The following is a 26,655-nucleotide window of genomic DNA, read 5'->3' on the forward strand; positions in this document are numbered from 1 at the left end:
GACCACCCCCTCCGGGGGGAGGCTCTGAGCACGGTGGTCGAGGAGCCCCCTGATCGGGGCTCGAGAGGACGGACGCGATGCCGACGGAGCCCACGACGACGCGTGCGGCCGGGGCCGCGGGGATCGTGCTGCTCACGCTCGGGTCAGGTCAGTTCCTCATGACGCTGGACAGCTCGGTCATGAACGTCTCGATCGCCCAGGTCGCCGAGGACGTGGGAACCACCGTGACCGGGGTGCAGACCGCGATCACCCTCTACACGCTGGTCATGGCCACGATGATGATCACCGGCGGCAAGATCGGCACGATGATCGGCCGACGCCGGGCCTTCTCCATCGGCTGCGTCGTCTACGGGGCCGGCTCCCTGACGACCGCCCTGGCGCCCAACCTGGGCGTGCTGATCCTGGGGTGGTCGGTGCTCGAAGGTCTCGGTGCCGCGCTCATCATGCCCGCCATCGTCGCCCTCGTCGCCTCCAACTTCGCGCCGGACGGACGGCCCCGTGCCTACGGGCTCGTCGCCTCCGCGGGCGCCATCGCGGTCGCGGTGGGGCCCTTGGTGGGCGGGGCGGTGACCACGTACTGGACCTGGCGGTGGGTGTTCGCCGGTGAGGTGGTGGTCGTCGTAGCGATCCTCGCTCTGTCGCGCAAGGTCCAGGACGCGGCGCCCGCCGCACGGTCACGGATCGACCTGGTGGGGGTCGTGCTCTCGGCCCTGGGCCTCGGGGCGGCCGTGTTCGGCGTGCTCCGGTCGAGCGAGTGGGGATGGATCCGCGCCAAGCCTGACGCTCCCGCCATCGGGGGCCTCTCCGCGACGCTGTGGCTGATCATCGCCGGCCTGCTGGTGATCCGGGTGTTCTTCTGGTGGCAGGCGCGCCGGGTCGGGCGTGGCCAGGAGCCGCTCGTGGACGTCACCCTGCTGCACGACGCCCGTCTGGTCGGCGGCCTCGTCATGTTCCTCTTCCAGTTCCTGCTCCAGGCCGGGTTGTTCTTCACGATCCCGCTCTACCTCTCGGTCGCCCTGGGGCTCAGCGCGTTCGAGACCGGGGTCCGGCTGCTACCCCTGTCCGTGACCCTGCTGCTCGCCGCGATCGCCGTCCCGAAGCTGTGGCCACGTGCTTCTCCGCGACGCGTGGTCACCGCCGGGCTCCTCGCGCTGCTGGCCGGGATCCTCGCGCTCGTCGTGGCGCTGGAGATCGGGGCCGGTCCGGAGATCGTCTCGGTGCCCCTGCTGCTCGCGGGCCTCGGCGTGGGGGCCCTGTCCTCCCAGCTCGGCGCCGTCACGGTCTCGGCCGTCCCCGACCGGCTGAGCGGTGAGGTCGGCGGTCTGCAGAACACGTCGACCAACCTCGGCGCGTCGCTCGGCACGGCGCTGGCAGGATCGGTGCTGATCGGCGCGCTCACCACCAGCTTCCTGGCCGGCATCGACGACAACCCCGCCGTGCCCGACGAGCTCGCGGCGACCGCCACGGTGCAGCTCGCCGCCGGGGTCCCCTTCCTGTCCGACGTGCAGCTCGAGTCGGGGCTCACCGACGCCGGGCTCCCCGAGGAGCAGGTCGACGCCGTGATGGAGGCGAACGCGTCGGCACGGATCGACGGCCTGCGTGTGAGCCTCGCCGTGCTGGCGCTGCTCGCCGGGGTGGCCGTCGCGCTGACCCGACTCCTGCCGACCCAGCCGGCCGGGAGTCGACGAACCGCACGCTAGCCGGCCCCGGAGCGCTACGCCCGGTGCCGCTCCCCCGTGGCGTCCCGCTCCGCGACCAGTGCCGCGAGCGCCGACCGTGTCTTGGTCTCCTGGGGAGCGCCCAGGTCGACGCCCTTGCTCGCGAGGAGCACCTTGGTCTCGGCGGCGACCTGGAACGCCGCGTCGGGTGTCGCCTTGGTCGACAGCTCGAGGATCCGGGAACCGTCGGGCAGCACCCAGAGCTCGGCGACGAGCCGTCGTCCGTGGCCCGCCGGCGTGAAACGGCACTTGAGCAGGTTCACCGGTCCGAGGACGGTGAGGTCAGCCATGCCGACGCCGTCCGGCATCCGCTCGATGAGCAGCTTCCGCTGGGTACCGTCCAGCAGCTCGTCCAGCGTGCGCGTACCGGCCAGGAGCTTCCTGACCCTGCCGTCGGGAACCGAGGCCGTGAGCGAGCAGGAGCAGGTGTAGCCCTGCGGCGACGCGTCCAGCTCGACCTTGAAGCCGTCGTGGTCGCGGAGCTCCGGCGGCGCGTCCGCCGGCAGCATCGGCCGCAGCTTCACCGTGACGTCCCCCGGCTTGCGCTGCGTCCGACGCGCACGCACCACGACACCCCCCTCGGAGAGTCGCAGGTCCGGCGTGTCGACGAAGGCGACCTGCCGCACGACGGCGTCGAGCGGGTCGATGCCCAGCGTCTGGACGACCGAGCGCAGGCGGTCGTCGGGCACGGTCAGCTTGAGCTCGACGGAGTCGACGTCGGGCAGGAGCACCAGCAGGTCGGCGAGCTGCTCCACGTCGTATGTGGGGACGGCAGGAGAGGTCGCCATGGTCGCTCCGGTGGTCGGGAAGGGACGCCTGGGCCGATCTTCGCGCGGGACCGGGTGGCTGCGCGCCACCCCCCGGGGGGTGGCGCGCAGCCACCCTCGACGGTGCGACGCTCCCGGACGGGGGCACAGCCGCCCGACCGTCGTACCTGGAGGACCACCGATGACTGCGCAAGACGTAGGACCCATCGACTACCTCGCCGTGGAGTTCCCTGGCGCGAAGCTCCAGGGCAAGGGCCTGATGGCGCTGCTGGACCTGGTCGAACGCGGGATCATCCGGATCCTCGACCTCCGCGTCGCGAAGGTGACGGACGCCGGAGACGTCGTCGGGATCACCCTCAGCGATCTCGACGACGACGGAGAGCTCGACCTCGTCGTCTTTGAGGGCGCACGATCCGGGCTCCTCGACGACGACGACCTCGCCGAGGGGGCTGCACTCGTGGCACCCGGCAACGCCGTCGCCCTGCTCGTCTACGAGAACACCTGGGCCGGACCGTTCGTGACGGCCATGCGCGAGGCCGGTGCCGAGGTCGTCGCGAGCGGCCGGATCCCGGCCGACGACGTCGTCAGCGCGCTCGACGCCCTCGAGTCGCCGCGACCGGCCTGACCAGCGCTACGGAGGAGGACGAGATGGGACTGATCCGCGGGATGGCTCGCACAGCAGTGGTCGCGGGCACGGCGACGGCGGTGTCGAACCGTGTGTCCCGGCGACAGGCCGGCCGATGGGCTGCGCAGGAGGACACGGCGCCGCCACAGCCGCAGTACGCCCCACCACCACCGCAGGCGGCCCCCGCACCGGTGGCCGCCGGAGGATCGGACGTGATCGCACAGCTGGAGCGGCTCGGTCAGCTGCGTGACAACGGTGTCCTCACCGACGCCGAGTTCGCCGCGCAGAAGGCGCGGTTGCTCGCCGGCTGACGGCCCGCCGCCGGAGGGGACCACCGGGCGCCTCAGCCCGTCGCGACGACGAGCGACCCGGACGCGCCACCTGACCGGAGCGCCTCGAGAGCGCGGTCGGCGTGCTCGAACGTGTAGGTCGTCACGGTCGGGGTGATCCCCAGGGTGGTCGCGAGCCGCAGGAGAGCCGCCCCGTCCGCACGGGTGTTCGCCGTCACGGTGCGGAGGTCGCGTTCGTAGAACAGGTTCTCCTCGTACGCCATCGTGGGCACGTCGCTCATGTGGATCCCGGCCAGCACCACCGTGCCACCACGCGTGGTCGCCTGGAGCGCGTAGGGCACCAGCTCACCGGCCGGCGCGAAGACGATCGCCGCGTCGACCTTTCCCGGTGGGCGGTCCGCACCGCCGCCGACGAACTCCGCACCCGTGCGACGAGCGAGGTCTCGGTTGCCCTCGCCGCGGGTCATCACCCACAGGCGCGCACCCTGGGCCACGGCGATCTGCGCCGTGACGTGCCCGCTCGAGCCGAACCCGTAGATGCCCAGCAGGCCGCCGGGTGGCAGGTTCGCGCGGGCCAGCGCCCGGAAGCCGATGATGCCGGCGCACAGCAGCGGCGCGGTGGTGACCGGCTCGAGGCTCCGCGGCAGCCGGTACGCGTAGGCCTCCGGCACGGTGGTGTACTCGGCGAACCCGCCGTCGGCGTCCCATCCCGTGTACTCGGAGTCGGGGCACAGGTTCTCGCGCCCCTCCCGGCACCACCGGCACGCCCCACAGGTGGCTCGCAGCCAGGCGACGCCGACGCGGTCGCCGGGGACGAGGCGACGCACGGCCGGGCCCGCCACCTCGACCGTTCCCACGACCTGATGGCCCGGGACGACGCGCGGGCGGTGGACCGGCAGGTCGCGGTCCACGACGTGCAGGTCGGTGCGGCATGCACCGCACGCCTCGACGCGGACGAGAACCTCGTCCGGTCCAGGCCACGGCTTCTCGACGTCGCGGCGCACGAGAGCGCCTGATGCGTCGCCCGTCGTCCACGCCTTCATCCGCGCCTGCCTCCCGTGCCCGTCACGACCGTCGCCCCGTGCCACCGTGGGTGCCCCCCATGTCACCCTCGCGGTGTGCCCTGCCGACGACCAGAGGCGAAGGTCCCACGGTGGCGACTGCGAGATCCCGTGGGTGGAGAGCCCACGGGGCGGCCCTTGTCATGCCCGGCAGCCCGGGGGCCGATGGACCCGGTCGGCGGGGGCCGTCCTGCCCTATCGCACCCAGGCCGACCGCTGGTCTCCTGTGGTGGTGGCGCCACCGCTCCTGGTGGCGCCACACCAGCTGCTTCCCGCCCACGGTCCGCTGCACGGACGGAGACACCGCCATGGAGATCCTCGACGCACGGATCGAGCGGATCCTCCGGGCGGCCGGGCGTGCGCCCAGCGTGCACAACACCCAGCCGTGGCAGGTGAGCGTGCGGGGCAACTGCATCACGCTGCGCGGCGACCCGTCGCGGCAGCTGCGCCACTCGGACCCGCTGGGCCGTGAGCTGTTCATCAGCTGTGGCGCGTTCCTGCTCAACGCCCGGACGGCCTCCCGGCGCGAGTCGCTGGAGCCTGCCGTCACCGTGCTCCCCGATCCCGACGACCGGTGGGCCGTCGCCCGGATCGAGCTCCACCCGGGCCTGGAGCCCGAGGTGGACGAGCTCGAGCTGGCGGTGGCGATCACTCGCCGCGTCACGACGCGCAGCCCGTTCGACGACCAGCCGCTGGACGCCGACGTCCTCGAGGTCATCCAGCGCGCCGCGCACCAGGAAGGAGCGGTGCTCCGGCTGATCCAGCCCTCCGAACCGGTGCGCGGGCGGGTGATGTCCCTGGTACGCCGCGCCGAGGCCCTGGCCGCGGAGGACGCCGTGGCCCGCACCGAGGAGAAAGCATGGACGGCGGTGGCACCGGGGCGTCCCGACGGCATCCCGCAGGAGATGCTCGGGCCCTGGACGTTCGACGACCGTGCACTGGTGCGCCGGTTCCTCGCCAGCGCGGGCAACGCGCGGTTCGAGCAACGGTCGACGATGGCGGTGCTCCTGAGCGCAGGTGACTCCCCACGCGACTGGATCGCCTCGGGCCAGGCTCTCGAACGGCTGCTGCTGGTGGCCACCACCTACTTCGTCCGGGCGTCGTTCGCGACGACCGTGCTGGAGAACCCCACCACTCGTCACGATCTGCGGCAGGTCCTCTCGCTGGATGCACATCCGCAGATGCTCATGCGTCTCGGTTACGGCAGGTCGCCAAGGCACACGCTTCGTCGGAGCGTCGACGGGTCCGTGGCTCCCCGCGGCTGACGGCCCGGGAGCGTGGTTCCGTCGATCACGCGCCGGCGGACAGGGCGACCTTCATGGCACCGGTCCTGCCGGCGTCCGAGAAGACCTCGTACGCCTCCTCGATGGCCCCGAGGTCGAAGCGATGGGTGACGAGCGTGGCGACGTCGAGCTGACCGCTGGCGACCATGTTCAGCAGCGCGGGCGTGGTGGCCGTGTCCACGAGGCCGGTGGTGATGGTCAGGTCGCGGATCCAGTCACGTTCGAGGTGCAGGGTCGCGGGTGCACCGTGCACGCCGACGTTGGCGACGTGCCCGCCGGGGCGGACGATCTCGACGCAGGTCTCGAACGTGCCCGGCGTACCGACGGCCTCGATGGCGACGTCGGCGCCGAGGCCGCCGGTGAGCTCCCGGACCTGGTCGAGCAGGCTGCGACCGGGGTCCAGCGCGTGGGTGGCCCCGGCCCGCAGAGCGACGGCCTGCCGATCGGTCGAGAGATCCACGACCGCCAGCACGGCCGGACTGAACAGCCGGGCGGTGAGCACTGCGGCGAGACCGATCGGGCCGGCGCCCACGACGACGACGCTGTTGCCCGGACGGACGTTCCCTGCGAGCACCCCGACCTCGTACGCGGTGGGCAGGATGTCGGCGAGCATCAGCGCCTGCTCGTCCGAGACGGCGTCGTCCAGCAGGTGGGTCGACGTCTCGGCGAACGGCACCCGGCACAGCTGCGCCTGGGTGCCGTCGATGCGGTGCCCGAGGATCCATCCCCCGCCGCCCAGGCACTGGCCGTACCGGCCCGTGCGGCAGTACTGGCAGCGACCGCACGACGTGATGCACGACACGAGCACGCGGTCCCCGACCTTCAGGGTGCTCAGCCCCGAGCCCACCTCGGTCACCGTCCCGACCGCCTCGTGCCCCAGGACACGCCCCGGGTCGACGGTCGGCACGTCGCCCTTGAGGATGTGGAGGTCGGTGCCGCAGATCGTGACCGTGTCGATCCGGACGACGGCGTCCTGCGGGGCTTCCACGACCGGGTCGGGCACCTCGCGCCAGGTCCGTCGCCCTGGACCTTCGAAGACCAACGCCTTCATGACCGCCTCCTGTGTCTGCGTCACGCACCGGAAGCCCACTCCAGCACGTGCGCCGCGCAGCCCGACAGGACCACAAGGCCCCGGTACGGCGGGCCCTTGGTCACACGGAACCGGGCGCCCGGCCACGCCGGTGGGCGGGCGCTGGGGACCAACGGCCCGGACCCGACGCGGCGCATGGCTCTGCCGCGTCCGCCCGACCAGGAGAATCATGGGAGCAGACCGACCACGACCATGCCAGGGGCTGCACATGACCGACATCAGCTCGGACCTGCCGATCGTCGTCGGCGTCGACGGATCGCCGGAGGCCGCTCGCGCCCTCGAGTTCGCGGTGCAGCAGGCTCGCCGCGACCACTGCTCGCTGTCGCTCGTCTGCGCGATCCACGAGGTCGTGCCGATCGGCCCGATGCTGCCCCTCATCGCGGGAGACTCGCTGCTCGACGTCGGCCGCCAGCTCCTGGTCGATGCCCGCGACCTCGTCGAAGAGGCCTCGGACGGGGCGGTCGGCGTACGGCTCGAGGTGGCGCTCGGCCCCGCGGTGGATCTGCTCGCCGCCGCGAGCGACCAAGCCCGGCTGGTGGTGCTGGGCCACCGCTCACTCTCGCTCGTCGAGCGGGTGTTCACCGGCAGCACCACCTTCGGCGTCGCCGCCCGCGCGGACTGCCCGGTGGTCAGCGTGCCGCTCGAGACCGACCTGGAGACGCCACGGCACCGGGTCGTCGCCGCGATCGACGGATCGCCCGGCTCCGCACACGTCCTGGCACAGGCGTCCTCCGCCGCCGCCCAGCGTTCGGCGACCCTGGAAGTCCTGCACTGCTGGCGTCTGAACCCGTTCTACAGCTACCTCGTCGACGAGTGGTCGGTGCAGGAGGAGTGGGGGAAGCAGACGCACGCCATCATCGACGGCCTGGTCGAGGAGGCCGCCCGAGCGCACCCCGGGCTGACCGTCGAGACCCACCTGGAGTACGCGGAGGTGGCCGACACCCTGGTGCGCCGCTCCGCGGGTGCAGACCTCATGGTCCTGGGCAGGCACGGGCACGGCGGCCCGGGTGCCCGCATGGTCGCGGCTGTGCTCGGCGCCGTCACCCGGGCCGTCCTGCAGCACGCACCGTGCCCGGTCGAGGTCGTCCCTGCGCGCCGGCACCGGGCATCCTGAGGTCGAGCGGCGGTCCCCTCGGCTCGAGCGTCTCGGCGGGACCAGAACATGCCTGGCGACCGGGCCCGACCTACGCTCGCATGATGGAGAAGGCGTCGGCCGAGGTGCAGGACGCCATCCTGCACGCCGTGAGCGGCGTCTCCTCCGAGTTCGACCTACGCGACCTCCTGCACGGCGTCGTGCGCGCAGCCTGCGACCTGTCCGGGGCGCGCTACGGGGCGCTCGGCGTGATCGGTCGCTCCCGCCGCCATCTCGTCGAGTTCGTCACCGAAGGAATCAGCGACGAGGTGCGGACCGGGATCGATCACCTGCCCACCGGCCGAGGCCTGCTCGGTCACCTGATCGCCCATGAGGAGGCGCTGCGCCTCGGCGACCTGACGAACCACCCCTCGTCCGCGGGGTTCCCTCCCGGGCACCCGCCGATGACGACGTTCCTCGGTGTACCGGTCAGGGTGCGGGGCCGCGTCTTCGGCAACCTGTACCTCACCGACAAGAAGACCGGGCCGGTGTTCACCCGGGACGACGAGAACAATGTCAGCGCGCTCGCCGGGCTGGCCGGGCTGGCCATCGACCACGCACGGCTCCTGATGATCGCGGAGCGCCGGGCACGCTGGTTCGAGGCGACGGCGGCCACGCCCTCGGCCGTGCTGCGCGCCGGCGGGACGGACGAGGCGCTCGACGTCGTTCTCCGGGCCGCGCTGCAGGCCTCGGGCGGGCGGACCTCGCTCGCGATCGCGCCCGACGCGACGCCCGGCACGTCGGGTGGGTTCGCCGTCCGCGCGGCGGTCGGCGACCTGGATCACGACCCCCGGCGCACGCTGGCCGAGCTCCGCCCGGCACTCATGCTCGCGATGGCGAGCAGCGAGACACGGTGGGCCGAGCTCCCTGATGACGGCATGGCCGTCATGACCCGGCTGTCGATCGACATGGTCGCCCGCGGAGCGCTCGTCATCGTGCTCCCGCGGCGCGAGTTCGCACAGAATCTCAGCGAGGAGTCGGAGTTCGTCACCAGCTTCGCCAGCCATGCGTCGCTCGTCCTCGAACGACGCCACACGCGCGCGGTGCAGGAGGAGATCGCGGTCCTCGCGGAACGCAACCGCATCGCACGCGACCTGCACGACGGCGTGACGCAGCGGCTGTTCGCCCTCGGCCTGCAGCTCACCGCGGCAGCCCGACAGTCGCCACCCGTGGTCCAGGACCTGCTGAAGGCCGTCTCCGACGACCTCGACGCGACGATCCGGGAGGTTCGGCAGTCGGTCATCGACCTCCAGCCACCCGACCGGAGCCAGCACTCCCTGCGGGCGAAGGTCCGGGCCCTCGTCTCCGAGTATGCCCACGTCCTGGAGCACACCCCGGTGCTGCAGATCGACGGCCCGGTCGACACCCTGGTCGACCAGGCGTTGCACCATCACGTCATCGCGGTCCTGCGAGAGGGACTGTCCAACATCGCACGGCATGCGGCCGCACACTCCGTCCAGGTGAGGATCTGCGCCGCTCCCGGCGACCTGACCTGCACCGTCACCGACGACGGCGTCGGCTTCGACCCCAGCGCCGCTCGCAGCGGTCTCGTCAACCTCGCCGAACGCGCCGCGGAACGCGGCGGGTCGCTCGAGATCACCCGGCGCGACCCGCACGGTAGCGTGCTGACCTGGCGGGTACCGATGGCGACCGGTCCCCCGGAAACCACAGACGCCGCGGACTAGCGTCAGCCACGGTCGTGGTCGGAGGTTCCGAGGAGCCTCGTCGCCAGGACCGCGGCCTGCGTCCTCGACTCCAGGCCGAGCTTGGTGAGGACGTTCGAGACGTAGTTCTTCACGGTCTTCTCCGACAGGAACATCTGGCCACCGATCTGGCGGTTCGTCAGGCCTTCGGCGATGAGCACCAGGACCTTGTGCTCCTGCTCGCTCAACGAGGCCAGGGCGGGCGCCTCCGCAGGTCCCGCGCGCAGCCGCTCGAGCACCCGGGACGTCAGGACCGGGTCGATCAGCGACTGTCCCGCTGCGACCCGGCGCACCGCGTCGACCACGTCCGAACCGGTGATCACCTTGAGCAGGTAGCCGGACGCACCGGCCATGATCGCCGAGAACAACGCCTCGTCGTCGTCGTAGGACGTGAGCATCAACGTGCGCAGCTCGGGCATCGAGCCCTGCAGCTCGCGGCAGACCGCGATGCCGGAGCCGTCCTGGAGACGCACGTCGAGGAGCGCCACGTCCGGCCGGCACCGCGGGATGTCCCGGATCGCCTCGACCGCCGAGCCCGATCCCCCGACGACCTCGAAGCCCTCCTCGGCGTCGAAGAGTCCCTGCAGGCCACGGCGCACCAGCTCGTGGTCGTCGAGGAGGTAGACCCGCACGTGCTCCATGGGTCGTTTCTACCCCGGTGGCGGCCGGGTCACCATCGGTGCGACGTCACCGCTCGGCCGAACCTCGTCGGCTCCGGTGGGTCGGTCGTCCGCCGCAGCGGCGAGCCCGGCGCAGGGGCGTCGGACCGGACCACATCGGGAACTGCGTCCCGTCCAGACGTGACCAACGACCCTGTCGTCCGGCTGCTGCGCCTGCCACGGTGGAGGTCTCGGTCCGATCGGGACGCCGACGGCAGGACGATCCCGCCCGATGGACGCGAGCGTCGACGCGGAGAGGACACGACGGTGGACGACAGTGAGATCAGGCTGATCGACCAGCCCGGGCAGGCGACCGTCGGTGTCCGCCGGATCGCCCGCCCGGAAGACCTCTCGGAGGTGTTCGCGACCCTCATCCCCCGTGTCGCCGGGCTGCTGGACCGGCTCGGCGTCCAACCGGCAGGACCGCCCTACGGTCGATACCGGGACCGCCCGGGCGACAGCTTCGACGTCGAGGTCGGATTTCCTGTCGACGGTGCCGTCGACGTCCGCCTCCATCCGCTGGGACAGTCGTGGGAGCTCTACGAGTCGGGGCCTGATTCGGACCCTCGCCCCGCCACCTGGCGCACCCGCGTCGTCGTCGCCGTCACCGGGCCAGAGATCGAGCCTGCTCGACCGCCGAGTGGCCTGGGAGGGGCGGCGCCGTGAACGCCGCAGCCCGCGCAGCACCCGTCGTCGTCGCCGTGGACGGGACGCAGCGCAGCACCGGCGCCATCAAGTATGCGATCCACGAGGCACGGCGTCGCGGGACCGACCTGCAGGTCGTGCACGTCGCGCCCCGAGCACTGCCCGTCGGCGGTTCGATGCCGTCCATGGGCATCCCGACCGACGCACTCGTCGAGGTGGCAGGAAGGATTCTCGACGAGGTGGTCGACCAGACCCGCTCGCTCGCACCGGACCTCGCCGTGGACGGTGTGCTGCGGGAGGGGCGGCGCGTCGTGGAGATACCGGCTGCCGGGGCGCGGGGCAGCCTGGTCGTGCTCGGCCGCGAGACCCGACACGGCACCGAGCGCGTGCTCGGCGGTTCGACCACGGCCGGCGTCGCCGCACGGGCCTCGGTGCCGGTGGCCGTCGTCGACGAGGACTGGGAGCCCACGGCACGCGATCGCGTCCTCGTGGGCCTCGAGCCTGCCGCCGGAGAGGTGCTGTCCTACGCGTTCCCCCTGGCTGCCGCTCGCCACGCGCTGCTGCAGGTCATGCACGTGTGGAGAGTCCCCGACGCCTACGCGGCCGTGGACGAGGAGCGGGCTCTGGCCGGTGAGTGGGTCTTGGATGCCACGCGCCTGCTCGAGTCGACGGTCGCCGACTGGCGTGACAGCTTTCCCGACGTCGAGGTCGAGATCTCGGTGGTACCCGGACGAGCAGCGCAGGCGCTCGTCGACGCCGCGGTCCGCGCGGACGTCCTGCTGCTCGCCCGCCACCGGCGCGACGTCGAGCACCTGGGGCGCCTCGGCCCCACGATCCGGGCGGTTCTCGGGCACCGGGGCACTCCCGTCGAGGTCGTCCCGATGACCGGCGTCCCGCAGCACGCCCCGCTCGTGCTCGAACGGTTCGGCGAGGTCCTCAAGAGCTGACCGCAGGGTGCACCATGACCGAGCGCACGCCCGCGACGGTCCGTGCGAGCGCCAACGCCAGCCGGAGGTCGGCGGCGGAGCCACCGGCAAGACGCACGGAACCGCCGAGGACCACGCACCTGCACTGCTCGAGGCCGGCGCCGCGCAGCAGGCCCGTGACGTCGGCCGCGATCCGCTCGTCGCTGCGCGCCAGAGCGTCGACCACGTCGCTGCGGCTGAGCATCCCCACCACGCGCGTGCCCATGACGATCGGGACGGAATGGATCCCGCGCGCGAGCATCGTGCCGACGAGCCTCGCGACGTCCTGGTTCGGCCTCGCCGTGATCACCAGGCGCGTCATGACGTCGGCGACCCGTCGGGCGGCTGCCGGCCCGTCGGTAGCAGCCTCCCGGTCCCGCCGGAGCGTCGATCGTGGGTCCGGGACGATGTCGTCCGCCAGCAGGTCCTCCTCGCTGACGATCCCCACCAGGCGTCCGTCGTCGTCGACGACGGGGAGCGCGGTGATCCCCCGCTCGCCCAGCTCGTGCAGCGCGTCCTCGACCCGTGCCGTCGGCCGGATGGTGGCGACGGTGGTGGTCATGATGTCGGCGGCCAGCACGGCGATCCTCCTGTGGCTTCCTGGACGACCGGGCGGGCTCGTCCTGAGGCCAGCGTGCTCGCGCGGTCCGGGTCGCGACAGGGTCCACCGGCACCGCGAGGGCGGGACCTTGGACCCGCGCGACGCCGCGCGCCGTCATCGGGACCTCCGGCGGGGACGGCACCGGCCGGCAGCACTGCCGGAGCATCGCACCTAGTGGTGCAGCGAGAGCTTGAGGGCGATCATCGCCACGCCCAGGAGTCCTGCCAGCAACGTCGAGACCATTCGCCGCGCACCGGTCAGACCGCTCGCGGTGCTCATGCGCCAGCCGACCCCGACCAGGAGCCCCAGGTTGACGACGAGAGCGACGTCCACCGCGAGCGTCGTCTCCACCTGCAGCACGGACTCAGACAGGAGAACGAGCGCCGGAATCCCGCACCCCGCCACCAACGGTAGCCCGGCGACGGCGATCTCCCGGCGCTCGTGCGCGGTCAGCGATCGCCGCAGCCGCGTCCGTGCGGCGATCACGTGGACGTACGTCTCCGCGGACCAGTAGACGAGGAGAGTCCCGACCACGAGAGCGGCGACCCGCAGCAACCCGAGGTCGTCGGGGACTGCGGCGAGGACGGAACCGGTGACGACCAGCCCGTAAAGGTAGGAGGGCTGGAGCTGGTACGGGTCGCCCGTCGGCACGCCGCACCTACCGCCGCGCCATCGCGTCGGCAGGCCGGTGCGAGACGGGCAGCATCGTGCGCGCGTACTCGTCGAGTCGCATCCGGGACCTCCGCCTGTCGTGCTCGGGCGAGCACACGGTCGATGCTAGAAAACGACGACGCACCGCGCGTCACGCAGATGAGGTGAACGAGCGGTTCACCACGAGACTCTCCGTCGGGCTCCGTCAGCCGCCTGCAGCCAGAACTCTGTCTCCTGCGCTCGCCCGCTCGGCGCGCACCCGAATCCCCCGGAGCATGCGTCGGGTCATCACCAGGGTCACCGGCTCTCCGAGACGTGTGGCGAGGCGCAGCACGCGGCTGTCCGGTGCCTCGGTACGGGAGCGGGACAGGAGCCGACAGGTCCCGTCGGGTCGAGGATGGACGTGGAACGACCACACACCGTTCCAAGGGTGCTCCGGAGGGCTCTGCCGGAGCACGAGCGTGCGGGGCGGGTCGACCCGTGCGACGCGGAACGCGTAGCCGGCCGGCATGGCGGTGTACCCCGCCGGCACGACGACGATCCGGTCACCGGGCGACAGGTGCTGCCACTGCGGTCGCACCTCGTTCGTGCTGTGGATGTCAAGACCGACCAGATTCTCGGCCCAGTCGTAGCTGTACATCCCCCCGCGGTCCTGCCCGATCTGGACGAGCCACGACCAGACCGTCGCCGCGGGTGCCGCGACCGTGGTTCCCAGCGTCGTGGAGTCGGCCGGTTCGGGGACGAACTCGTCGCCAGGCAGGCGTCGCGCGATCTCGTCGACGGCGGCACCCCAGTGCCGGTGGGCGTGCAGGAGGCGCATGCCGAGGCCAACCGCTCCGACCGCCACGAGGAGCGTGGTGAGCCGACGTCGCTGCCTTCTGCGTGGCCTCACGTCCCTCTCCGCTCCGAGGCGCTATCGCCGCAGCTGGACGTCGCGGTGCTCGATCTCCGCGATGTCGTCCTCGGTGGCGCTCAGGAGGCGGTCGGCCAGGTCACGCAAGGCACGGCTCACGGCGAGCTCCTCGCCGATCTCGGTCACGCCGACGTCCCGCGGGCTGCGGCGGGCATACCCGCGTCCCTCGACCGACGTGCCTGCCGACGTCGTCAGGAAGGCGTGCGCCGCCGTGACGACACCGTCCGCCCCCGGGTCGTCAGCGTCGAAGAGCTGGATCTCAGCCTTCCAGGTGTGCGTCATGGCGGTCTCCTTCGTGGCGCGGGCCGACGACCCTGCGCGTCGGCTCCTTGCCCCCATCGTCCGGCTCGCGGCAGCACGGGCACAGTGCCGTCCGCCCGTACTGCAGGGAGGAGCGCGTCCTGCCTGTGGGTGACCAACGGCCCTGTCGCCCGCCGTCGAAGGCTGCGGCAGAGGGCGTCGCATCGCATCGTCGAGGCCGTCTCGATGGCAGGGGCCGAAGCATGTCCCGATCGTCCTCGAACGGTCATGCACCAGAGTCGGGCCGACGTCGTCTCTTCAGCGCCCTCCTTCGTCCGTCCCCTGAACGAGCACGGGCAGGGGCAGGGGCAGGGGCACCAAGGCGGCAACTTGCCAGGTGCTGTGGCGCTGCATGGCGTCGCGATCCACGTCTGGCGCAGGTCATCGGGCCGCAAGATCAGGGTGGTGGGCCCGGAGGGACTCGAACCCCCGACATCCACGGTGTAAACGTGGCGCTCTGACCAACTGAGCTACAGGCCCTGGCGTGCCGCGTGCGAACGCGGCCCAGGCAGCGCAGGAAAGGATACCGGCCCGCGGCGGGCCTGCGGGACGAAGCGGGCAGGCGTGCCCGCAACGGGCAGCCGATCAGATCTCTGCGAGGGCTGCCCGGTACTCGTCGAGCTCGCGACGCGCGCCCCGCGGGCGGACCAGGGACCAGCGGACGATCCCGTCGGCGTCGACCAGGAACGATCCTCGCAACGCGTGCCCGGACTCCTCGTCGAAGACTCCGAACGCGCTCGCTGCCGCCCCGTGGGGCCAGAAGTCGCTGAGCAGGTCGAAACCGAAGCCCTCGATCTCCTGCCACGCCTTGAGGGTGAAGACCGGATCGGTGGAGACGGCCAGCAGGCGCACCCCGGCCGCCTCGAAGTCCTCGACGGTGTCCCGCAGCTCGCTCAGCTCGGCGGTGCACGTGCCGGAGAAGGCGAAGGGGAAGAAGACCAGGAGGACGCTCTGGCCCCGGAGGTCTGCCAGCTGGGTCGGCGTGCCGTGCGTGTCCGGCAGCGTGAAGTCCGGTGCCGGATCGCCGGCGCGCGGGACGGATCCGCTCATGCCGAGGCTACCGACCGCGCGGCGCCAGTCGCGTCGCGGACCAGTCGTCGCCCGCGGCGAACGTGCTGGTCGCGTGGAGGCCGGCGGTGGTCGCGGCCTCCATGATCTCCTCGTGAGCCACGTGGCCCTCTCGCCGCGGCTTGCGCGTCAGGAGCCAGACCTGCCCGCCGTCGTCGAGCGCGGTCTGGACGTCGACGAGCATGTCGGTCAGGTCGCCGTCCTCCTTGCGCCACCAGACGATGACCCCGTCGATGACGTCCCCGTAGTCCTCGTCCACGAGCTCGCCGCCGGCCATGCCCTCGAGCGCTTGGCGCAGAGGCTCGTCGACGTCGTCGTCCCACCCGAACTCCTGCACGACCTGACCGGTGGTGAACCCGAATCGCTCGGCCGGGCTTTCCGCCTGCTGTCCCACGTGGACCTACGTTCCTTCCGTCGTCGTCAGGCGCACCCGGCGGTGCGCCTGTGAGCGTCAAGGTAGTGCACGCGGCGCCCTCATGCGCGCCGGTCCACCGCCCCTGCCGGCGTCCTCGACCGAGTCCGGACACATCACCATGACGTAGATCACGGATTCTTGACCGCCACCTGGTGTCCGGGCGCAGAAAGTCAGGACACAATGAGTAGTGACCACCCGTGGGTGGACCGCGCCGTCGCGACCCCGGCGACGCGGCCGATCCTGTACGGGACGCCTGACACGAGCGGTCGCCGGACCATGGCGGCAGCCCGCAGAAGAGAGAGGTTGCTGGTGGCTTCGTACGACGAGACCGGACCGCTGATCGACGGTCTGCTCAGCGCTGTACCGGACATCGACCCGTCCGAGACGTCGGAGTGGGTGGAGTCCCTGGACGGGCTGATCGACGACAAGGGCGGCCCGCGGGCGCGCTACGTGATGCTCAACCTGATGCGTCGCGCTCGTGAGCGCAGCGTGCAGATCCCTACCTCGGTGGCGACCCCGTACGTCAACACCATCGGCGTGCACGAGGAGCCGTACTTCCCGGGCGACGAGGTCATGGAGCGCAAGTACCGCTCCTGGAACCGTTGGAACGCCGCGGTCATGGTGACCCGCGCACAGCGTCCCGGACTGTCCGTCGGTGGTCACATCTCCTCCTACGCCTCCGTCGCGACCCTCACCGAGGTCGGCCTCAACCACTTCTTCCGCGGCAAGGACCACGCCGGCGGCGGCGACCAGGTCTACTTCCAGGGCCACTCCTCGCCCGGCATGTACGCCCGCGCCTTCCTCGAGGGCCGCCTCAGCGCCGACCAGCTCGACGGGTTCCGCCAGGAGAAGTCGCACCCCGGCGGCGGCCTGCCCTCGTACCCCCACCCGCGCCTCATGCAGGACTTCTGGGAGTTCCCGACGGTCTCCATGGGCCTCGGCCCGGCCTCGGCCATCTACCAGGCGTGGACCAACAAGTACCTGCACAACCGCGGGATCAAGGACACGAGCCAGCAGGACGTCTGGGCGTTCCTCGGCGACGGCGAGATGGACGAGCCGGAGTCGCGCGGGCTGATCCAGCACGCTGCGCACCAGGGCCTCGACAACCTGACGTTCGTGGTCAACTGCAACCTGCAGCGCCTCGACGGCCCGGTGCGTGGCAACGGCAAGATCATGCAGGAGCTGGAGGCGCAGTTCCGCGGCGCCGGCTGGAACGTCATCAAGGTCGTCTGGGGCCGCGAGTGGGACGCACTGCTCAACGCGGACAAGGACCGCGCCCTGGTCAACCTCATGAACTCCACGCCGGACGGCGACTTCCAGACCTACCGGGCCGAGTCGGGCGCGTTCATCCGCGAGCACTTCTTCGGCCGCGACCCGCGGACCAAGGCTCTCGTCGAGAACATGACCGACGACGACATCTGGAACATGAAGCGCGGCGGTCACGACTACCGCAAGATCTACGCCGCCTACGCCGCGGCGCGGGCGCACACCGGCCAGCCGACCGTCATCCTCGCGCAGACCGTCAAGGGCTACGCGCTGGGTTCCGGGTTCGCCGGCCGCAACGCCACGCACCAGATGAAGAAGGTCAAGAACACCGACCTCAAGGTGCTGCGCGACTCGCTGCACATCCCCCTGTCGGACGAGCAGATCGACGCCGAGCCGAACCTGCCGCCGTACTACCACCCGGGCATGGACGACGACGCGGTGCAGTACATGCTGGAGCGCCGCCGTCAGCTCGGCGGTTTCGTCCCCGAGCGTCGCGCGAAGGCCAAGCCGGTCACGCTGCCCGAGGCGAAGACCTACGAGCTGCTGAAGAAGGGCTCGGGCACGCAGGAGGTCGCCTCGACCATGGCGTTCGTGCGCCTGCTCAAGGACCTCATCAAGGACAAGGAGCTCGGCCCGCGCATCGTGCCGATCATCCCCGACGAGGCACGCACGTTCGGGCTCGACGCGATCTTCCCCAGCGCGAAGATCTTCAACACCGTCGGCCAGAACTACCTCGCCGTGGACCGCGAGCTCATGCTGAGCTACAAGGAGTCCGAGTCCGGGCAGATCATGCACACCGGCATCAACGAGGCCGGTTCCGCGGCCGCCTTCCAGGCGGTCGGCACCTCGTACGCCACGCACGGCGAGCACATGGTGCCGTTCTACATCTTCTACTCGATGTTCGGCTTCCAGCGCACCGGCGACCAGTTCTGGGCTGCCGGCGACCAGCTGACGCGCGGGTTCATCATCGGCGCGACGGCGGGACGCACCACCCTGACCGGTGAGGGCCTGCAGCACGCGGACGGCCACTCGCCGCTGCTGGCGGGGACGAACACCGCGATGGTGCAGTACGACCCGGCGTACGGCTACGAGATCCGGCACATCGTGCGGGACGGCATCGAGCGGATGTACGGCGACGGCACCGACGGCCGGGACCAGAACGTCATGTACTACCTCACGGTGTACAACGAGCCGATGGTCCAGCCCGCCGAGCCGGACGACGTCGACGTCGAGGGCATCCTGCGCGGCATCCACCGTGTCTCGGTCGAGGGTGGCGAGGGCCCCAAGGCTCAGCTCCTCGCGTCCGGCGTCGGTGTGCCGTGGGCGCTCGAGGCGCAGCAGCTGCTGCGTGACGACTGGGGCGTCTCGGCCGACGTGTGGTCGGTGACCAGCTGGAACGAGCTGCGCCGCGACGCGCTCGCCGCGGAGAAGGACGCCCTGATCGACCCGGCGTCCGAGCCGCGCGTCCCGTACGTGACGCAGAAGCTCTCCGGCGCCTCCGGTCCGTTCGTGGCGTCGAGCGACTACGACCACCTGGTCCCCGACCAGATCCGGGCCTGGGTCCCGGGCGACTACGCGGTGCTCGGTGCCGACGGCTTCGGCTTCTCGGACACCCGCGCCGCGGCCCGTCGCTACTTCCTCATCGACGGTCCGTCGATGGTCGTCAAGACGCTGCAGCAGCTCGCCCGTCGCGGCGAGGTGCCTCGGGAGGTCGTCGCCCAGGCGGTCGAGAAGTACCGGCTCACCGACGTCACGGCCGGCACGTCCGGCTCGGTCGGCGGCGACAGCTGACCGTCCTGCCGCACCACGACGGCCCCCGCACCGATCTCTCGGAGCGGGGGCCGTCGTCGTCCCCGGGTGTACTACCTCGGCACGTGAGCCACTACCTCGGCGGGAGGCGCGCTACCCCGGCGATCCGGGGGTGGTGACGTCCGCGCCCTCCGCAGCCTCGATCGCCGCGGTCAGCTCCGGCCGCACCGAGGCCACGGAGTCCGCGTCCGGGTGCTCCTCAAGGGTGGCCAGGTGCTGGCGGGCCTCGAAGACGCGGTCGGCCTCGATCGCGGCGAGCACGAGCTGGCGGCCCACCTCGATCGTCTGCTCGCGCACCCGCCAGTGGCCGATCCCGAGCCCGAGCGCCTCGACCGGCATCCCGGCGTCTCGCAGGATCTGCAGGCTCTCCGCGAGAGCACCCCCGGTGCGGTCACGCTCGGTGGCCGTGGCGAACCGGCGGGAGGCGCCCTCCGGGTCCTCGACCACAGAGAGCCGACCCAGCTCCAGGAGCGGACGCCAGGCCTTGGGATGGCCGGCGAGCTCTTCCGCGAGCGACCACACGGCCAGGTCCGCCGCCTCCTGACGGTGGACCTCCTCCTCCGGCGCGGTCAGCGGGTCCTCGGTGCTGGGTTCGACCGCCCGCCGGCGGACGAGGTCGGCCAGCGCGTCGAACGCGCGGGCGTCGTTGGGGTCGTCGTGCAGCATCGCCCGCAGCGCGTCCTCGTGGACCGTGTCCCCGAAGCGGCGGGTCTCCGTCGGCCGCCGCGTCCCCACGCGCGACGTCGAGCGCTGTCGGCGGAGGAGCTGTCGGAGTCGGGGCATGAGAGCCATGTCTCGACCATATCGGCTAAGCGCTCTCGAGGCCGGACCAGCCACCCGTCGAACGACCGTCAGTACGAGTTTGTGTACTCCCCACAACGATGGCCCTATCCTCGAGGCATGCCGACCTCGACCGTCTCGCGCGACGAGAACGTCCAGCGCGTCCGCGAAGGCCTCGGCCTGCTCACCGCAGCGGCCATGCGCCGCCTCGACGAGGAGGTCGCCTGGTACCGCCAGCTGCCGGCCGAGGACCGCTCGTACGTGGCCCTCGTGGCGCAGACCGGCATCAACGCGTTCGTCACGTGGTTCGCGGACCCGAAGCAGACCCCGCACGGCGTGGGCGAGATGTTCGCGGCGGCGCCGCCGGAGCTGACCCGCTCGATCTCCCTGCAGCACACGCTGCAGCTCGTGCGCCTGATGGTCGACGTCGTGGAGTCGCACTCGGACCAGATCGCCTCCCCCGGCTACGAGCGCGAGCTGCGCGAGGCGGTGCTGCGCTACTCGCGCGAGGTCGCCTTCTCCGCGGCGGAGGTGTACGCCCGGGCCGCCGAGGTCCGCGGCGCTTGGGACGCCCGCCTGGAGGCCCTGGTGGTCGACGCCATCGTGCGCGGCGACACGGACGACGCCCTGCGCTCGCGCGTCTCGGCGCTCGGCTGGACCGGGCGGGGGCACGCGCTGGTCGTCGTCGGCGAGGCCACGTCCGGCCTGGACGACGTCGGCACGGCGGACCTGCGGCGCGCCGCCCGGCGTGCGGCCGGAGACACCCTCGTGGGGATCCACGGCGACCGGCTCGTCCTCGTCCTCGGCGGCGAGGGTGACCTGGTCACGGCGGCGAGCTCCCTGATCGGCCGGTTCGGGCCCGGACCGGTCGTGTTCGGGCCGGTGGTGGCGAACATCACCGAGGCGCCGTCGTCGGCCCGGTCCGCCCTGGCGGGTCTGGCCGCGGCACCGGCCTGGCCGCAGGCACCCCGGCCGGTCCTGGCCGACGACCTGCTGCCGGAGCGCGTGCTCACCGGTGACCGCACCGCGCGTCGCATCCTGGTCGCGCAGGCGTACCGCCCCCTGCAGGAGGCCACCGGGTCGGTCCTGGAGACCCTGTCCGCCTACCTGGGCACGGGTCGCTCCCTCGAGGCGGCGGCCCGCCGGCTCTACGTGCACCCCAACACGGTCCGGTACCGGCTCCGGAAGGTCTCCGAGATCACCGGGTGGGACCCCCTCGACGCCCGCGAGTCGTTCGTCCTGCAGGTGGCGCTGGCGCTGGGCCAGCTCGGCCCCGAGGACTGACGCGACCGACGGCGGTTGAGGATTCCCACAATCGCCTTCCCTGAGGTTGGTGCGGGTCGCCACGCTCCGGCGCGGGTCGCAGGTGGCACCGTGGGTCACGTGCTCGCCGTCGTCTGCCCTGGACAGGGCTCTCAGACCCCCGGGATGCTCAGCCCCTGGCTGGAGCTGCCCGGAACCACCGACCTGCTCGACTCGTTCTCCGCGGCCGCCGGCTGCGACCTGACGCTGCACGGCACGACCTCGGACGCGGAGACCATCCGTGACACCGCCGTCGCCCAGCCGCTCATCGTCTCGGCCTCGCTGCTCGCCCTGCGAGCGATCCTCGACGGCCGCCCGACGACCGACGTCGTCGACGTCACCGCAGGACACTCGGTCGGGGAGCTCGCCGCGGCCGCCGTCGCCGGCGTGCTGGACGACGCCGGCGCCGTCGGCCTCGTGTCGCACCGCGGCCGGGCGATGGCCGACGCCGCGGCCTCGACACCGTCCGGGATGAGCGCCGTCGTCGGGGGCGACCCGGACGAGGTGCTGGCGGCCATCGAGGCCGCAGGGCTCTTCCCCGCCAACGTCAACGGCGGCGGGCAGGTCGTCGCGGCCGGGGACAACGAACGGCTCGCGACGCTCGCCGAGAACCCGCCCGCGCGGACCCGCGTGATCCCCCTGCCGGTGGCCGGCGCGTTCCACACGCCGTTCATGGACGCCGCACGCACCTCGTTCGAGAAGGTCGCCACGACCTGGCTCGCCACCGACCCCCGCCTGGCCCTGCTCAGCAACGCCGACGGCGCCGACTACTCCGGGCTCGGCGAGGGGGCGCACGGTCATGGTCGGTCGACCGACGTCCTCGCCCGGCTCACGGCACAGGTCACGGCGCCCGTGCGCTGGGACCGGTGCCAGGAGACGCTGGCGGAGCGCGGTGTCACCGGCATCCTCGAGCTGGCACCCGGCGGAGTCCTGACCGGACTGGCGAAGCGAGCGCTCAAGGGAGTCGAGTCGGTGGCCGTGAAGTCGCCCGACGACGTCGAGGCCGCTCGCGACCTCATCGCCCGCCACTCCGCCGTCGGCGCGGCGGCATGAACGCGCGCAAGACGCTGCGCCAGGCGGAGCCGGTCCGGTACTCGCGCCTCCTCGCCGTCGCCGCCGAGCGCGGCACCGAGACCGTCACCAACGACGACGTCGCCGGCCCGATCGACTCCTCCGACGAGTGGATCCGGCAGCGCACCGGCATCGTCACGCGACGGCGCGCCACGGCCGACGTCGACGTGCTCGACCTCGCCGAGGCCGCGTCCCGCAAGGCGCTGGACGCCGCCGGCCTGGTCGGTGCCGACATCGACGCGGTGATCCTGTCGACGATCACCTACTTCCACCAGACGCCGTCCGCAGCCGCGGTGCTGGCCGACCGGCTCGGCGCGACGCCGGCCGCGGCCTACGACATCTCCGCGGCCTGCGCCGGGTACGCGTACGGCATCGGGCAGGCGGACGCCCTCGTGCGCTCCGGTGCCGCCCGCAACGTCCTGGTGATCGGGGCGGAGAAGCTCAGCGACATCATCGACCCCACCGACAGGTCGATCTCGTTCCTGCTGGGCGACGGGGCCGGCGCCGCCGTCGTCGGTCCCTCGGACGCCCCGGGGATCGGCCCGACCGTCTGGGGCTCGGACGGCTCCAAGTCGCAGGCGATCCGCCAGACCCACTCGCTGCAGGAGCTCGCGGCCGACGGCACGCTCGGCATGCCGACGCTCCGCCAGGACGGCCAGACCGTCTTCAAGTGGGCCAGCTTCCAGATGGCACCGATCGCCGCCAAGGCGATGGCGGAGGCGGGCGTCGAGCCGGACGACATCCAGGTGTTCGTGCCGCACCAGGCGAACATGCGGATCATCGACCAGATGGTCAAGCAGCTCAAGCTCCCCGAGTCGGTGGTCGTCGCCCGCGACATCGCCGACTCCGGCAACACCTCGGCGGCGTCCATCCCGCTCGCCACCGAGCGGCTGCTCTCCGAGGGCAGCGCACGCCCCGGCGACCTGGCGCTGCAGATCGGGTTCGGCGCCGGGCTCGTCTACGCCGCCCAGGTGGTCGTGCTCCCGTAGCAACGCCCCGTAGAGTCCGAACCCGGCGGTGCGCGAGAATCGCACCGCCACACCCCGACCCGGTGCCGGACGGCCGGTACCCCGTTCAAGGAGATACGCACCCCATGGCTCACACCGCTTCCGAGATCCTCGAAGGCCTCGCCGAGATCGTCGCCGAGGAGACCGGTCTGCCGACCGACGCCGTCGTCGCCGAGAAGTCCTTCACCGACGACCTCGACATCGACTCGCTGTCGATGATGACGATCGTCACCCACGCCGAGGACAAGTTCGGCGTCCGCATCCCGGACGACGAGGTCAAGAACCTCGCGACCGTCGGCGACGCCGTGAAGTACATCGAGGGCGCGCAGGCCTGATCCGCTCAGTCCTGAGCGGCGGTCCACGCCGTCGCCGCGCGGGCGGGCACCACTGCCCGCCCGCGCGGTCCCCGCACACCACACGCACTGAAACCTCAGGAGCTTCACCATGACCGCAGCTGCCTCGCGCGAGGTCGTCGTCACCGGCCTCGGCGCCACCACCCCGCTCGGTGGCGACGTGCCCACGACCTGGTCGGCCGCCCTGGCCGGCGAGTCCGGCGCGCGGACCATGGAGAACGACTGGTCGGAGAAGTACGGCATCCCCGTCACGTTCGCCGCGACCATCAAGGTCAAGCCGGACGAGGTCCTCCCCCGCCCCGAGATCAAGCGCATGGACCCGTCCACGCAGTACGCGATGATCGCGGCTCGCGAGGCGTGGCAGGACGCCGGGGCTCCCGAGGTCGACGGCGAACGGCTCGGCGCCGTCGTGTCCTCCGGCATCGGTGGCATCTGGACCACCCTGGACGGCTGGGACACGCTCCGGGAGCGCGGTGCCCGCCGCGTGCTGCCGATGACGGTGCCGATGCTCATGCCGAACTCGCCGGCCGCCTACGTCTCGCTCGAGCTGGGCGCGCAGGCCGGAGCGCACGCCCTGGTCTCCGCCTGCGCCTCCGGTGCCGAGGCCATCGGCTACGGCATGGACATGATCCGCAACGGCCGTGCCGACGTCGTCGTCTGCGGTGGCACCGAGGCCACCATCCACCCCATGCCGATCGCGGCCTTCGCCGCCTCCCGCACCCTCTCCCTGCGCAACGACGACCCGGCCGGCGCGTCGCGCCCGTACGACGTCGACCGCGACGGGTTCGTCATCGGCGAGGGCGCGGCCGTCGTCGTGCTGGAGAGCGCCGAGCACGCGGCTGCTCGCGGTGCCCGGGTCTACGCGCGACTCGCCGGCGTGGGCCTCTCGGCCGACGCCTACCACATCACCTCCCCCGACCCCGACGGCAAGGGGCAGGTCGCGGCCATGCGCCGGGCGCTCGCCGACGCCGACGTGACCGGCCCGGACGTCGTCCACGTCAACGCGCACGCCACCTCCACCAAGGTCGGGGACCTGACGGAGACCCGGTCGATCCGCACTCTCCTGGGCTCGGACGCCGACCACGTCCAGCTCTCCGCGACGAAGTCCATGACGGGTCACCTCCTCGGCGGCGCCGGTGCGCTCGAGACCTTGTTCACCGTGAAGGCCGTCCACGAGCGGCTCGCCCCGCCGACGATCAACGTCGCCAATCCCGACCCGGAGCTCCAGGTGCCGCTCGTCCGGGACACGCCCTCCGCGCTGCCCGACGGAGACGTCGTGGCCATCAACAACTCGTTCGGGTTCGGCGGGCACAACGTGGCCCTGGCGGTCACCAACGCCTGATTACTGCGGGTCACGCCCTGAGCGGGTGAAATTCCTGGGTGAAGTTTTCCCCCGGTCGCAGCCGTGAGATGCGTCACGTAGCGTCGTTGCCGCAAGCGACTAGCGGATGGCAATTGCCTAGGGGGGCACTTCATGGCCGCACAGCGTCAGCAGCACGAGCACGCCAGTTCACGACCGGCGAACTCACCACCTCCACGTCACAGAAGACGATCGAGGCATGCCCGGGGAGCGACGGCCTTCGCCGTCGCGGCGGGGGTGGTCGGCGCTGCGGCGCTGACCGGCATCCCCGCCCAGGCAGTACCGACCGACGAGAGCGAGGCTCTCGGCACCTTCCTCGGCGGCGAGGCCGCGGGGATCAACCTGGACGACATCGCCGAGGTCCAAGGTGCCCTCGCCGAGTACCCGTCCGGCAGCGAGCTCGAGACCAACCCGCTGGCGGCCGACGTGCTCAACGCCGTCGCCGTCGACCTGGGCGGCGGGCTGTCGCTGCTCGGGGAGAACGGTCTCATCGAGCTCGGCGCCGTCAACCAGTACGCCGCCGCCGACGTGGACGGCGCAGCTGCCGCGTCCGGTGCGGTCAGCGACCAGGGCGCCATCGAGGCAGGGGGCTCCGCCGCCTTCCCGTCCGACGCGAGCGTGTCACTCACGCCGCTGCTCGCGGATGCCGGGCTCGACGGGGTGCTGTCCGAGCTCGACCTCCAGCTCGGCGCGCTGTCCTCGCAAGCCGAGTGGCCCGGTGGTGGAGACCCTGTCGGTGACTACCAGATCGCCGGCGCGACGCTGGCGATCGACAGCCCGGCCGTCTCCGACATCGCGACCCTCGTCGACGACGAGATCGTTCCGGCCGTGGACGGTTCGGTCGACGAGCTGGTCGGGCCGGACGGGCTGCTGTCGGACGCGCTCGGGACGATCGGCGTCCTCGACCCGGTGCTGGCAGCGCTCGGTTCCAACCTGACCGTCGACTCGGCGATCACCCTGGACACCGAGGCGGCCCTGGCGCCCGTGCTCGACGAGGACTTCGGCGACGAAGGCGTGGTCATCAACGTCGGGGCCGGCACCATCGACGTCGACCTGGACACCATCCTGGGTGGTGAGGGGTCGCTGAACGACTTCGACCCGAACACCGAGGTGCTGTCCGCGGACGCACTGGCTGCGATCACGGCCGGTCTCAGCGCCGCGCTCGACGATCTGACGCTCGCCCTGGTGGACGCGGTCGAGACCGCGCTGCAGTCGGCATCGCTGACCTTCACCGCGGAGGGAAGCATCCTCGGCGGTCTCACTGCACTGGACATCAGCCTGGACAGCACCGTCGGGGACGTCGTCAACGGCACGGTGGACTCTGGCGACGCGTCGCTGACGATCTCGCTGGCCGGGCTCCCGGTGACCCTCCCGCTCGGAGACCTCACCAATGCCCTCGCCGGGCCACTGAACGACGTGCTCTTCGACGAGGACACCGGGCTGGTCAGCACGCTGGCCGGCACCATCAACACTGCCGTGGTCGGCCCGACACTGGCGGCCCTGTCGCCGGCGCTCGAGTCGCTCAACACGGTCGTGAGCCTCGTGGCGAACGTCCAGGAGCAGCCTGGCGAGCTCCCGGCGCACGACCCCACGGGTACCGAGTCGTTCACGCAGCGGGCGTTGACACTCACCCTGCTGCCGGGCGGCACGCCGCTCGCCCAGGTCGACCTCGCCTCCTCCACGGTGCGCGCCGTCGAGGTGCTCGACCTGGCCGTGACGGTCACCCCGGACACCGCCGCACCCGGTGACACCGTCACCGTCGACGGCACCGGCTACACCCCGGACTCGACCGCCACGGTCGAGATCCGCGACACCGACGGC

The 26,655-nt window shown here is 71.9% G+C and carries 26 protein-coding genes and 1 tRNA gene; 15 read left to right on the top strand and 12 right to left on the bottom strand.

Annotation, left to right across the window (positions count from 1 at the left end):
* Positions 1-77 precede the first annotated feature (77 nt).
* On the top strand, positions 78-1,700 hold the full coding sequence (locus BCL65_RS16415; protein WP_106269596.1) for an MFS transporter: 1,623 nt from the start codon (positions 78-80) through the stop codon (positions 1,698-1,700).
* Between the two features lie 14 nt (positions 1,701-1,714).
* Here BCL65_RS16415 and BCL65_RS16420 read toward each other — a convergent pair whose 3' ends face one another.
* On the bottom strand, positions 1,715-2,506 hold the full coding sequence (locus BCL65_RS16420; protein WP_106269597.1) for an adenylate cyclase: 792 nt from the start codon (positions 2,504-2,506) through the stop codon (positions 1,715-1,717).
* 160 nt (positions 2,507-2,666) lie between these two features.
* On the opposite strand from BCL65_RS16420, the gene BCL65_RS16425 reads away from it, so the two are divergent.
* Together BCL65_RS16425 and BCL65_RS18480 are read left to right on the top strand one after the other, a co-directional pair.
* Positions 2,667-3,110, top strand: a complete 444-nt coding sequence (locus BCL65_RS16425) for a DUF6325 family protein (protein WP_106269598.1) — start codon at positions 2,667-2,669, stop codon at positions 3,108-3,110.
* 212 nt (positions 3,111-3,322) lie between these two features.
* Positions 3,323-3,421 carry an SHOCT domain-containing protein gene (locus tag BCL65_RS18480; protein WP_308701020.1) on the top strand — a complete coding sequence of 33 codons (99 nt, stop codon included), beginning with the start codon at positions 3,323-3,325 and terminating at the stop codon, positions 3,419-3,421.
* A 32-nt stretch (positions 3,422-3,453) separates the two neighbouring features.
* Here BCL65_RS18480 and BCL65_RS16435 read toward each other — a convergent pair whose 3' ends face one another.
* Entirely contained in the window at positions 3,454-4,443 is a 990-nt protein-coding gene (locus tag BCL65_RS16435) for a zinc-dependent alcohol dehydrogenase family protein (RefSeq protein WP_106269600.1), read from the bottom strand.
* Positions 4,444-4,769: 326 nt separating this feature from the next.
* Between BCL65_RS16435 and BCL65_RS16440 the strand changes: the two genes are divergently transcribed.
* On the top strand, positions 4,770-5,726 hold the full coding sequence (locus BCL65_RS16440) for an Acg family FMN-binding oxidoreductase (protein ID WP_125206570.1): 957 nt from the start codon (positions 4,770-4,772) through the stop codon (positions 5,724-5,726).
* Positions 5,727-5,751: 25 nt separating this feature from the next.
* Here the strand turns inward: BCL65_RS16440 and BCL65_RS16445 are convergent, their stop codons facing one another.
* Positions 5,752-6,795 (bottom strand): alcohol dehydrogenase catalytic domain-containing protein, encoded by a 1,044-nt coding sequence (locus tag BCL65_RS16445; protein WP_106269601.1) that lies wholly within the window; start codon positions 6,793-6,795, stop codon positions 5,752-5,754.
* A 247-nt stretch (positions 6,796-7,042) separates the two neighbouring features.
* Between BCL65_RS16445 and BCL65_RS16450 the strand changes: the two genes are divergently transcribed.
* The gene (locus BCL65_RS16450) at positions 7,043-7,948 is read left to right on the top strand and encodes a universal stress protein (RefSeq protein WP_165800053.1); all 906 of its coding nucleotides are present in this window, start codon (positions 7,043-7,045) and stop codon (positions 7,946-7,948) included.
* A gap of 83 nt (positions 7,949-8,031) precedes the next feature.
* Positions 8,032-9,651: a GAF domain-containing sensor histidine kinase gene (locus BCL65_RS16455; protein WP_165800052.1), complete on the top strand. Its 1,620-nt coding sequence runs from the start codon at positions 8,032-8,034 to the stop codon at positions 9,649-9,651.
* A 2-nt stretch (positions 9,652-9,653) separates the two neighbouring features.
* Here BCL65_RS16455 and BCL65_RS16460 read toward each other — a convergent pair whose 3' ends face one another.
* Positions 9,654-10,310 (bottom strand): response regulator, encoded by a 657-nt coding sequence (locus tag BCL65_RS16460; protein ID WP_106269604.1) that lies wholly within the window; start codon positions 10,308-10,310, stop codon positions 9,654-9,656.
* Between the two features lie 285 nt (positions 10,311-10,595).
* On the opposite strand from BCL65_RS16460, the gene BCL65_RS16465 reads away from it, so the two are divergent.
* On the top strand, positions 10,596-10,994 hold the full coding sequence (locus BCL65_RS16465; RefSeq protein WP_106269605.1) for a GyrI-like domain-containing protein: 399 nt from the start codon (positions 10,596-10,598) through the stop codon (positions 10,992-10,994).
* Positions 10,991-11,920, top strand: coding sequence for a universal stress protein (locus BCL65_RS16470; RefSeq protein ID WP_243401122.1), 930 nt, complete (start codon positions 10,991-10,993; stop codon positions 11,918-11,920). Before BCL65_RS16465 ends, BCL65_RS16470 begins: the two co-directional genes overlap by 4 nt.
* On the opposite strand, the gene BCL65_RS16475 is transcribed toward BCL65_RS16470, so the two are convergent.
* The 7 genes from BCL65_RS16475 to BCL65_RS16505 all read right to left on the bottom strand — a co-directional run bounded on the left by BCL65_RS16475 (position 11,910) and on the right by BCL65_RS16505 (position 15,865).
* Entirely contained in the window at positions 11,910-12,518 is a 609-nt protein-coding gene (locus BCL65_RS16475) for a CBS domain-containing protein (protein WP_106269606.1), read from the bottom strand. The two genes, BCL65_RS16470 and BCL65_RS16475, sit on opposite strands and share 11 nt — an antisense overlap.
* 192 nt (positions 12,519-12,710) lie before the next feature.
* The gene (locus tag BCL65_RS16480) at positions 12,711-13,190 is read right to left on the bottom strand and encodes a hypothetical protein (RefSeq protein ID WP_243401121.1); all 480 of its coding nucleotides are present in this window, start codon (positions 13,188-13,190) and stop codon (positions 12,711-12,713) included.
* A 205-nt stretch (positions 13,191-13,395) separates the two neighbouring features.
* Entirely contained in the window at positions 13,396-14,010 is a 615-nt protein-coding gene (locus BCL65_RS16485; RefSeq protein WP_106269608.1) for a hypothetical protein, read from the bottom strand.
* Positions 14,011-14,103: 93 nt separating this feature from the next.
* Positions 14,104-14,385 carry a dsRBD fold-containing protein gene (locus tag BCL65_RS16490; RefSeq protein ID WP_106269609.1) on the bottom strand — a complete coding sequence of 94 codons (282 nt, stop codon included), beginning with the start codon at positions 14,383-14,385 and terminating at the stop codon, positions 14,104-14,106.
* A 421-nt stretch (positions 14,386-14,806) separates the two neighbouring features.
* Positions 14,807-14,883: transfer RNA gene (locus tag BCL65_RS16495), tRNA-Val, on the bottom strand.
* A gap of 105 nt (positions 14,884-14,988) precedes the next feature.
* Entirely contained in the window at positions 14,989-15,453 is a 465-nt protein-coding gene (locus BCL65_RS16500; RefSeq protein WP_106269610.1) for a peroxiredoxin, read from the bottom strand.
* A gap of 7 nt (positions 15,454-15,460) precedes the next feature.
* Positions 15,461-15,865, bottom strand: coding sequence for a DUF3052 domain-containing protein (locus BCL65_RS16505; RefSeq protein WP_106269611.1), 405 nt, complete (start codon positions 15,863-15,865; stop codon positions 15,461-15,463).
* A 330-nt stretch (positions 15,866-16,195) separates the two neighbouring features.
* Between BCL65_RS16505 and aceE the strand changes: the two genes are divergently transcribed.
* A complete protein-coding gene (aceE, locus tag BCL65_RS16510) occupies positions 16,196-18,943 on the top strand; it encodes a pyruvate dehydrogenase (acetyl-transferring), homodimeric type (protein WP_106269612.1) in 2,748 nt (915 codons plus the stop codon).
* A gap of 111 nt (positions 18,944-19,054) precedes the next feature.
* Here aceE and BCL65_RS16515 read toward each other — a convergent pair whose 3' ends face one another.
* Positions 19,055-19,753 (bottom strand): hypothetical protein, encoded by a 699-nt coding sequence (locus BCL65_RS16515; RefSeq protein WP_106269613.1) that lies wholly within the window; start codon positions 19,751-19,753, stop codon positions 19,055-19,057.
* 108 nt (positions 19,754-19,861) lie between these two features.
* Between BCL65_RS16515 and BCL65_RS16520 the strand changes: the two genes are divergently transcribed.
* The 6 genes from BCL65_RS16520 to BCL65_RS16545 form a co-directional block, all read left to right on the top strand.
* Positions 19,862-21,025, top strand: coding sequence for a PucR family transcriptional regulator (locus BCL65_RS16520; protein ID WP_106269614.1), 1,164 nt, complete (start codon positions 19,862-19,864; stop codon positions 21,023-21,025).
* Positions 21,026-21,124: 99 nt separating this feature from the next.
* Complete coding sequence (locus BCL65_RS16525; RefSeq protein WP_106269625.1) at positions 21,125-22,096, top strand: ACP S-malonyltransferase; 972 nt, start codon at positions 21,125-21,127, stop codon at positions 22,094-22,096.
* A complete protein-coding gene (locus BCL65_RS16530) occupies positions 22,093-23,103 on the top strand; it encodes a beta-ketoacyl-ACP synthase III (RefSeq protein ID WP_106269615.1) in 1,011 nt (336 codons plus the stop codon). Before BCL65_RS16525 ends, BCL65_RS16530 begins: the two co-directional genes overlap by 4 nt.
* 104 nt (positions 23,104-23,207) lie before the next feature.
* Positions 23,208-23,456: an acyl carrier protein gene (locus BCL65_RS16535; protein ID WP_106269616.1), complete on the top strand. Its 249-nt coding sequence runs from the start codon at positions 23,208-23,210 to the stop codon at positions 23,454-23,456.
* A gap of 109 nt (positions 23,457-23,565) precedes the next feature.
* Positions 23,566-24,816 carry a beta-ketoacyl-[acyl-carrier-protein] synthase family protein gene (locus tag BCL65_RS16540; protein WP_106269617.1) on the top strand — a complete coding sequence of 417 codons (1,251 nt, stop codon included), beginning with the start codon at positions 23,566-23,568 and terminating at the stop codon, positions 24,814-24,816.
* Positions 24,817-25,071: 255 nt separating this feature from the next.
* The coding region (locus BCL65_RS16545) for a choice-of-anchor G family protein (protein ID WP_165800051.1) at positions 25,072-26,655 on the top strand (1,584 nt) is incomplete at its 3' end.

The organism is Isoptericola halotolerans, assembly GCF_003003075.1.
Taxonomy (GTDB): Bacteria; Actinomycetota; Actinomycetes; order Actinomycetales; family Cellulomonadaceae; genus Isoptericola; species Isoptericola halotolerans_A.

What these genes read in the sequence shown, in the direction of transcription:
- BCL65_RS16520 (WP_106269614.1), top strand. Translation starts at nt 19,862, where the DNA reads ATGCCGACCTCGACCGTCTCGCGCGACGAGAACGTCCAGCGCGTCCGC.
- BCL65_RS16455 (WP_165800052.1), top strand. Translation starts at nt 8,032, where the DNA reads ATGGAGAAGGCGTCGGCCGAGGTGCAGGACGCCATCCTGCACGCCGTG.
- BCL65_RS16420 (WP_106269597.1), bottom strand. Translation starts at nt 2,506, where the DNA reads ATGGCGACCTCTCCTGCCGTCCCCACATACGACGTGGAGCAGCTCGCC.
- BCL65_RS16445 (WP_106269601.1), bottom strand. Translation starts at nt 6,795, where the DNA reads ATGAAGGCGTTGGTCTTCGAAGGTCCAGGGCGACGGACCTGGCGCGAG.
- BCL65_RS16515 (WP_106269613.1), bottom strand. Translation starts at nt 19,753, where the DNA reads ATGGCTCTCATGCCCCGACTCCGACAGCTCCTCCGCCGACAGCGCTCG.
- BCL65_RS16415 (WP_106269596.1), top strand. Translation starts at nt 78, where the DNA reads ATGCCGACGGAGCCCACGACGACGCGTGCGGCCGGGGCCGCGGGGATC.
- BCL65_RS16460 (WP_106269604.1), bottom strand. Translation starts at nt 10,310, where the DNA reads ATGGAGCACGTGCGGGTCTACCTCCTCGACGACCACGAGCTGGTGCGC.
- BCL65_RS16535 (WP_106269616.1), top strand. Translation starts at nt 23,208, where the DNA reads ATGGCTCACACCGCTTCCGAGATCCTCGAAGGCCTCGCCGAGATCGTC.
- BCL65_RS16485 (WP_106269608.1), bottom strand. Translation starts at nt 14,010, where the DNA reads ATGCGCCTCCTGCACGCCCACCGGCACTGGGGTGCCGCCGTCGACGAG.
- BCL65_RS16530 (WP_106269615.1), top strand. Translation starts at nt 22,093, where the DNA reads ATGAACGCGCGCAAGACGCTGCGCCAGGCGGAGCCGGTCCGGTACTCG.
- BCL65_RS16440 (WP_125206570.1), top strand. Translation starts at nt 4,770, where the DNA reads ATGGAGATCCTCGACGCACGGATCGAGCGGATCCTCCGGGCGGCCGGG.
- BCL65_RS16490 (WP_106269609.1), bottom strand. Translation starts at nt 14,385, where the DNA reads ATGACGCACACCTGGAAGGCTGAGATCCAGCTCTTCGACGCTGACGAC.
- BCL65_RS16540 (WP_106269617.1), top strand. Translation starts at nt 23,566, where the DNA reads ATGACCGCAGCTGCCTCGCGCGAGGTCGTCGTCACCGGCCTCGGCGCC.
- BCL65_RS16500 (WP_106269610.1), bottom strand. Translation starts at nt 15,453, where the DNA reads ATGAGCGGATCCGTCCCGCGCGCCGGCGATCCGGCACCGGACTTCACG.
- BCL65_RS16435 (WP_106269600.1), bottom strand. Translation starts at nt 4,443, where the DNA reads ATGAAGGCGTGGACGACGGGCGACGCATCAGGCGCTCTCGTGCGCCGC.
- BCL65_RS16425 (WP_106269598.1), top strand. Translation starts at nt 2,667, where the DNA reads ATGACTGCGCAAGACGTAGGACCCATCGACTACCTCGCCGTGGAGTTC.
- BCL65_RS16450 (WP_165800053.1), top strand. Translation starts at nt 7,043, where the DNA reads ATGACCGACATCAGCTCGGACCTGCCGATCGTCGTCGGCGTCGACGGA.